Raw genomic sequence first — 6,787 nt, forward strand, 5'->3', positions numbered from 1 at the left:
GAGACCCCCCCCTGGGGCGACGGCGGCCGCCCCCAGGGCGGCCTTTCCCCCCCCCCGCCCCCCGCGGGGGTGGGGGCGATCATCCGCCCTCACTTGCCGAGCTTCTGCTTCAGGTCTTCCTTCAGCTTCAGCTTGATGTTCTGCTTGTTCACCTGGCCGCCCGTGCCGGTGCCGTCGCCGCCTACGGCGGTGGCGTCGCCGGTGTTGACGGCGTCGGCGCTGGCGTTGCCGCCGGTGGCGTTGCCGGTCTTGACCTCGCACCCGCCCTCGCAGTTGCCGACGCCGGTGCTGGCGCTGCCGCCGGTGGCCTCGCCGCCGACCGTCGTGTTCTCGGCGTTGGCATCGCCGCCGGTACCGATTCCGTCGGCGCTGTCCTGGGGGAGGGTGATGGCCTGCTGCGGGGCGGCGGTGGGCGCGGCCATGGCGGTCGCGGGGAGGGCGATGCCACCACCGACCAGCGCCAGGGAAGCTCCGGCCAGAACGATACGACGGGTCGTGAAGAGCTCGAACATGGTAATTCTCCATTCGGTGTAAAAAGGGATTTGTATTCCGCCCCGCAGAAAGACCGGGGATGTGTTCCGGCCCTTTGTCCTCCGGGGTTTCCCCCGGGGAGGGCGTACTTCAAATAAACCCGACGGGGGAACGTGCGTCACGCCCCTCGAATACGTGGCTTGACGCCGAGAAGCGATCTTGGTAAAAGCCTGGCCGGCGCGGGCGTGGCAGCCCGGCAGCCCGGGAATGCGCAGGAGCGCGTGCTAGCTTCCGATCATGGAACAACGCGTCAGTCTGATCACCCTTGGCGTTGCCGACCTCGGGCGCTCCCGGGCCTTCTACGAGAGCCTGGGCTGGCGGGGGCAGGAGGTCGAGGAGACCGTCTTCTTCCAGGCAGGCGGCCTCGGGCTCGTCCTGTGGGGCCGCGACGAGCTCGCACTGGACTCCGGCCTCGACAGCGCTCGCGGGACCGGCTTCGGCGGCATCGTCCTGGCCCACAACCTGCGCTCCCCGAAGGATGTCGACGTGCTCCTCGCGGCCGCACAACAGGCCGGAGCCACCGTGACCAAGCCGGCTCGGGCAACGGCCTACGGCGGCTACGCGGGGTGCTTCGCCGACCCCGACGGATACCTGTGGGAGATCGCCCACAACCCGGGCTTCCCCCTGGCCGAGGACGGCTCGCTGACCATCCCGGACTTCGGCTCCCTCTAGGGGGTGTCTTGCCGATCAGGCCGGATCAGGGAGCGGCGTCCGGTGCGTGCGATCGCAAGGCCGAGGAGGGAGTCGACGCGGTGGGGGCACCTCCCAGCGGTAGCTGGGGGACGTCGGCGAGTGACGAGAACGCGGCGAGCGCGCGTTGCCGGACGCCGCGAGCCCGGCCTGATCGGCAAGACGCCCCCTAGGTGTGTTGTCCGGAGAGGTTGGTGCCGCGGCTGGCGGGTGTGTGGCCTGCGATCCCGGTGTGGGGTCGGTGGTAGTTGTACCAGTGAAGCCAGTCGGGAAACGCTTCCATCCGTTCACGGTCTGAGGTGTACGGCCGCTGGTAGGCCCATTCCTCGAGCAGGGTGCGGTGGAAGCGTTCGACCTTGCCGTTGGTCTGAGGCCGCCAGGGCCTGGTCCAGCGGGGTTGGATCTCCAGGTCGCGGCAGGTCTGGCGCCAGGTGTTCTTGCTGTAGGCCCAGGCGTTGTCGGTCAGGACCCGCTCGACCGTGATGCCCAGGGACGCGAACCAGGCGGTCGCCCGGGCCAGGAAGGCGGCGCAGGTCGGTGCGGTCTCGTCGGGCAGGTCTTCGGTGTAGGCCAGGCGGGAGTGGTCGTCCAGGGCGGTGTGGAGGTAGACGTATCCGGCGCCGTTGCGGCGGTCTTTGTTCGGGGAGCCGGCCGCCCGGCCGAGGACTTTGTGGCCGCCGCCGTCGGGGATCCGGCCCAGCTTCTTGACGTCGATGTGGACCAGCTCGCCCGGGCGGTCCCGTTCGTAGCGGCGGACCGGTTCGCCGGTGGCCCGGTCCAGGGCGGCCAGGGGCGGCTGGCCGTTGCGGACCAGGATGCGGTGGGCGGTCGAGGCCGCGATACGGCAGCGTACCGCCAGCCGCAGCGGACCGATCCGGTGTTCCCGCCGGAGGCGGAGCACTTCCCTCTCGACCTCGGCTGCCGTCCTTCGGGGCTGGTGGTGGGGGCGGCTGGAGCGGTCACTCATTCCGGCGACGCCCAGCTGTCGGTAGCGGCCGGCCCAGCGGGCGGCGGTGGTGTGGCTGACCTGGAAACGCTCGGCCGCCCGACGCACGGGCCATCCGTCATCCACGACGCACCGGGCCAGGCGAAGTCGTCCGGTCTCGGTCAGCGGGGCATTACGGTGGACCACGAGGGCCTCCTGAAGTCGTTTGAGATGTCGCAATCCCCACCGAGCCAGAAGGCCCTCACCCATTTCAAGCACCCAGCACGCGTGTCACCAACGTCCCGGGACAACACACCTAGGCCGTGGCCTCCACCTTGCTCCCGCCGGGCGGCTGAGCCCTGGACTCCTTCAGGAAGAGCGTGCGGGGCTGCCGTCGAGGAAGCCGCCCGACTGGTGCTGCCACAGCCTGGCGTAGGCACCCTCCGTGGCGAGCAGCTCCTGGTGCGTCCCCTGCTCGACGATGCGGCCGTGGTCGAGGACGACGAGCCGGTCCATGTGGGCCACCGTGCTCAGCCGGTGCGCCACCACGAGGGCGGTCCGCCCTTCCATGAGCCGCCACAACGCCTCCTGGACGAGGATCTCGCTCTCGGAGTCCAGGGCGCTGGTCGCCTCGTCGAGCAGCAGGATCGGCGCGTCGCGCAGGATCGCCCTGGCCAGCGCGACCCGCTGGCGCTGCCCGCCGGAGAGCTTGACGCCACGCTCGCCGACCATCGTGTCGAGGCCGTCCGGCAGCGCATCGGCGAACTCCGTGACGTGCGCCGCCTCGGCCGCGCGGCGGATCTCGGCCTCGGTGGCGTCGGGCCGGGCGAACGCGATGTTCTCCCGCAGGGTGCGGTGGAACATCGCCGGGTCCTGAGGCACGTACGCCATCAGGCCGCGCAGGTCGCGTTGGCGCAGCCTGCTGATGTCCTGGCCCCCGATCAGGATCCGGCCCCCGTCGATGTCCGTCATCCGCAGCAGCAGCCTGGTCAGCGTGGTCTTGCCGCCGCCGGACCGGCCCACGAGCCCGATCTTGGCTCCGCCGGGCACGGCCAGGTCCAGCCCCTCGAAGAGCGGCTGTGCGCCCGCGTGCGCGAAGGTCACCTTCTCGAATCGCACGTCGGCGGCCCGGGTCGGTGACGGTGCCGGCTCCGGCGACTGCGGGTCGAGTACGGTCGGCGGAGTCAGCAGCAGCGCCGTGAACTGCGCGGCCTCGGTCATGGAGCTCTCCAGGCGACGGTAGATCTGGTTGAACTCGAACATGATGCGCGTGGCGTTGGAGTAGTACGTGAACGCGACCACGACCGCCTCCACCCCGCGGCCTTCCCCGGCGATGGTGACGGCGAGCAACAGGCCCAGCGCGTTGGTCACCACGGACATCGGCGCGACGAGGGTGTCGATGCGCAGGTTGCCGTAGTCCCAGGACCGCAGCATGAGCCCCCGCGAGCGCGCCACGCGGGACCGGTGCTCGGCGGCCTCGCGCTCCTCCGCGGCGAAAGCGCGGACCGTGTCCATGTTCATCAAGCTGTCGGAGATGTGCCCCGACACCCGGGCGATCGCCTCCTCTCGGCGGTTGACGAGCGCCTGGCGGCGCCGTACGAGGGGCAGTACGCACACCCCCGTCACCGTGATCATGACCAGGAGCGCCACGACGAGCAGCGGTTCGTAGTGCCAGAGCACCACCGACCCGAACAGGAGCGGTACGAACCGGCCCACGACCGAGAAGGTCAGCGTGTCGACGAACTCCTCGAAGCGGGTGGCGAAGCTCAGGACCCGCTTGGTCAGTGATCCGGCGAAGTTGTCGTGGAAGAACGCGGCGTCCTTCGTGAACAGCTCGTCCATGCCGATCACGTACAGACGCTCGATGCCGAGGGCGTCGAGGCGGTTCAGGCAGTGCAGGCCGACGCGCCACGCCGCCTCGGAGAGCAGAAGGACTCCGGCGAATCCGAGGACGTACGGGAGCATCGCGCCGAGGGCGGGGGCGGTGGAGTCGTCGGCGATGTGGCCGACGAGCTTCGCGACGACCAGCGGGGCGATGTAGTTGATGCCGATGTTGCCCAGGGCCGGCATCAGCATCGCGGGCGCCGTCAGCCGGCGCAGCCGCACCAACTCCCGTCCGTAGTAACGAAGTGCGAGGACCACGGGGCCCTTGCGTGGCAGTACCGCTCGTGATGCAGACGATTCCATCGCAACCCTGTGATCTCGTGTCAGAACGGAATTCGCAGTGTCCCGCGCGCGCGTCTGCGCCGTCCAAGCGTTTTCCGTGTGGGTGACGCCCGGATTTCTCCGCGGCACGGGACCGTGGCCGCGCGATGACCCGTGAGGCGCAGGCCACTTGGCGCCGATTGGCCCGGGGGTGACCGCGTGGCCGGTGGAAGACTGGGCCTCCGACGCCGCAACCGAGGAGTTCCGATGCAGGTAGCCGTGGTCACCTTCGACGGATTCAACGAGCTCGACAGTTTCATCGCCTCCGCGCTGATCAACCGCTGCCGCAAGGACGGCCTGGAGGCCTTCATCACCACACCGACGCCCGTGGTCACCTCGATGAACGGCGTCGAGGTGAGCGGGCAGCGCCCGATGGAGTTCATCCCCGAGGCCGACGTCGTCCTGATCGGGAGCGGGGTGAAGACCCGCGACGTGATCGCCGATGACCGGCTGCTCGCCATGCTGCCCCTGGACCCCGCCCGACAGCTGATCGGTTCGCAGTGCTCCGGCGCGCTGGTGCTCGCGCGGCTCGGGCTGCTGGGCGGCATGCCGGTCTGCGCGGACATGACGAGCCGCCCGTTCGTGGAGGACTTCGGCGTCACCGTGCTGGACGCGCCGTTCCACGCCGAGGGCAACATCGCAACGGCCGGCGGCTGCCTGGCTTCGCAGTACCTCGCCGCATGGGTGATGACCCGGGCGCTCGGCGAGGACGCCGCGCGGGGCTCCATCGGCTACGCGGCCCCGGTCGGCGAGCAGCAGGAGACCGTCGAGCGCGTGATGGGCGCCGTCCGGGCGGGAGAGCCCGCCCTGCGCTGACTCCGGACACCCCGGTGGTGGCCGAATCCTGGGTCGTAGGACGGCGTTCGTGCGGCGATGATGGCTCGATGGACAGACGGGTGGACACGCGACGGGCCTCGTACGCGGAACTTCCGGAGGCCCGCCCGGACAGCGGGGCGCGCGGGCAGGCGTACGCCGTGTCGGCCGAGTTCTACGATCTGCTGCACGCCCGGTCGTACCACCGGCACGCACTGGCGCTGGCCGGGCCGGCGGCCGCGGCGCGCGTGGGGGTCGTCGAGGTCGGAGCGGGGACCGGGCTGGTCACCGACGTACTGATCGGCGCTTCGTGCGTGCCGGTCCACGCCGTCGAGCCGGCGGCGGCGATGCGCGCCGTCCTGCTGTCCCGGCTGCATCCGCCCGCCGGGGGCTCCGTCGCGGACCGGGTGACCGTGCACTCCTGTTCCGCCGTCGAGCTGTCGCTCAGCGGGCAGGCCGATCTGGCGGTCTGCCTGCGGATGGCCTCCTGCCTGCCTCCGGACGAGCGGCGCGCACTGTGGGGAGCCCTGGCCGATCTGCTGGTACCGGGCGGCCTGCTCTTCCTCGACCGCCCGCCGGCCCGGCTGCCCGCCCGTCCGACCAGGCGCTCCCTGGGCGAGGTACAGCTGGGCCTCGACACCTACCGGGGACAGGTCACCGCCCGTGCCGAGGGCGACCGGATCCGCTGCGACTACGCCTACCTGGTGTGCCGTCAGGGCCGGGTCCTGCGCCGGGCGCAGGAGTCCTTCCTGCTCTGGCCGTTGACCCGGCAGGCGCTCGGCGCGGAGCTCGCGGACGCGGGCCTCGCCCTCGAGGGCGAGCTGCCGCCGGACCTGCTCCGCGTACGGCGCGGGATCCGAACGGGCCTCCCGCACCCCGCGCCGTGACCCGGCGGGACGACGGCCGGGTCAGATCGCCGGGCCGGCGGTGGTGGTGAGGGCGCGGATGGCGGTCTGCTGGGAGTAGGCGAGCAGGCCGATCGTCGCTGCGGCCATGGCGACGGCGAAGAGTACGTGGCCGAAGGCCGAGGTGACGGTCATGCCCACGGCGTTCAAGGCGAAGTGGCTGCCGATCCGGAGGGCGATGAGGGCCAAGGCGAGCTTGCGGGTCTCCTTGCCGCGCCACAACGCCTTGGCGAGTTTGATCCGCCTGCGCATCATCGTCAGCGAGACGGTGATGTTCACGGCGAGCAGCACCAGCAGCACGGGCCATGCCGAGGGGAAGGCCTTGAGGATGTCGAAGGCGGCCGCGAGCACGCCTTCGAAGCCGAAGAACCAGACCGGAAGCCGGTAGTCGGCGGGCGTCAGTGTGGTGGTGTCGATCGCTTCGGCCGGTGCGGACTTTTTCTTCAGGATGTTCACTTCGCTGCCCCCGTGGTCGGTGTGGTGATCATCAGTTTGTCCGGGGGAGGGCCTCGGGGGGCAGGGCCCCGGGTCACGTCTGCGATATGACAGCTGTCATGTGCCGGCCAGGGCTGTCGGAGTGCGGCGTGCGGAGTGTGGCGTACGGCATGCGGCATGCGGCATGCGGCATGCGGATGCCGGAGGGGCTGTGGGCCTCTCCGGCGTCTGCGGTGTGGGGGTGGGGTGTGGGGTTGTTGGTTGTCACTTGCCGAGCTTGGCC

The 6,787-nt window shown here is 70.7% G+C and carries 7 protein-coding genes; 3 read left to right on the top strand and 4 right to left on the bottom strand.

Features of this window, described 5'->3' with window-relative positions; translation table 11 throughout:
• Window positions 1-89: 89 nt before the first annotated feature.
• Window positions 90-512, bottom strand: a complete 423-nt coding sequence (locus ACZ49B_RS38130) for a hypothetical protein (protein ID WP_468315647.1) — start codon at window positions 510-512, stop codon at window positions 90-92.
• A gap of 256 nt (window positions 513-768) precedes the next feature.
• Between ACZ49B_RS38130 and ACZ49B_RS38135 the strand changes: the two genes are divergently transcribed.
• Window positions 769-1,203, top strand: coding sequence for a VOC family protein (locus ACZ49B_RS38135; protein ID WP_468315648.1), 435 nt, complete (start codon window positions 769-771; stop codon window positions 1,201-1,203).
• 187 nt (window positions 1,204-1,390) lie between these two features.
• Here ACZ49B_RS38135 and ACZ49B_RS38140 read toward each other — a convergent pair whose 3' ends face one another.
• On the bottom strand, window positions 1,391-2,353 hold the full coding sequence (locus ACZ49B_RS38140; protein ID WP_468315649.1) for an IS481 family transposase: 963 nt from the start codon (window positions 2,351-2,353) through the stop codon (window positions 1,391-1,393).
• 162 nt (window positions 2,354-2,515) lie between these two features.
• The gene (locus ACZ49B_RS38145) at window positions 2,516-4,333 is read right to left on the bottom strand and encodes an ABC transporter ATP-binding protein (protein ID WP_468315652.1); all 1,818 of its coding nucleotides are present in this window, start codon (window positions 4,331-4,333) and stop codon (window positions 2,516-2,518) included.
• Window positions 4,334-4,558: 225 nt separating this feature from the next.
• Here ACZ49B_RS38145 and ACZ49B_RS38150 point away from each other — a divergent pair, with 225 nt between their 5' ends.
• Window positions 4,559-5,167, top strand: coding sequence for a type 1 glutamine amidotransferase family protein (locus ACZ49B_RS38150; protein ID WP_468315655.1), 609 nt, complete (start codon window positions 4,559-4,561; stop codon window positions 5,165-5,167).
• Between the two features lie 68 nt (window positions 5,168-5,235).
• Window positions 5,236-6,051: a class I SAM-dependent methyltransferase gene (locus ACZ49B_RS38155; protein ID WP_468315658.1), complete on the top strand. Its 816-nt coding sequence runs from the start codon at window positions 5,236-5,238 to the stop codon at window positions 6,049-6,051.
• Window positions 6,052-6,072: 21 nt separating this feature from the next.
• Here the strand turns inward: ACZ49B_RS38155 and ACZ49B_RS38160 are convergent, their stop codons facing one another.
• Complete coding sequence (locus ACZ49B_RS38160; protein ID WP_468315661.1) at window positions 6,073-6,525, bottom strand: hypothetical protein; 453 nt, start codon at window positions 6,523-6,525, stop codon at window positions 6,073-6,075.
• Window positions 6,526-6,787 lie beyond the last annotated feature (262 nt).

It is taken from the genome of Streptomyces sp. NPDC031132 (assembly GCF_055570595.1).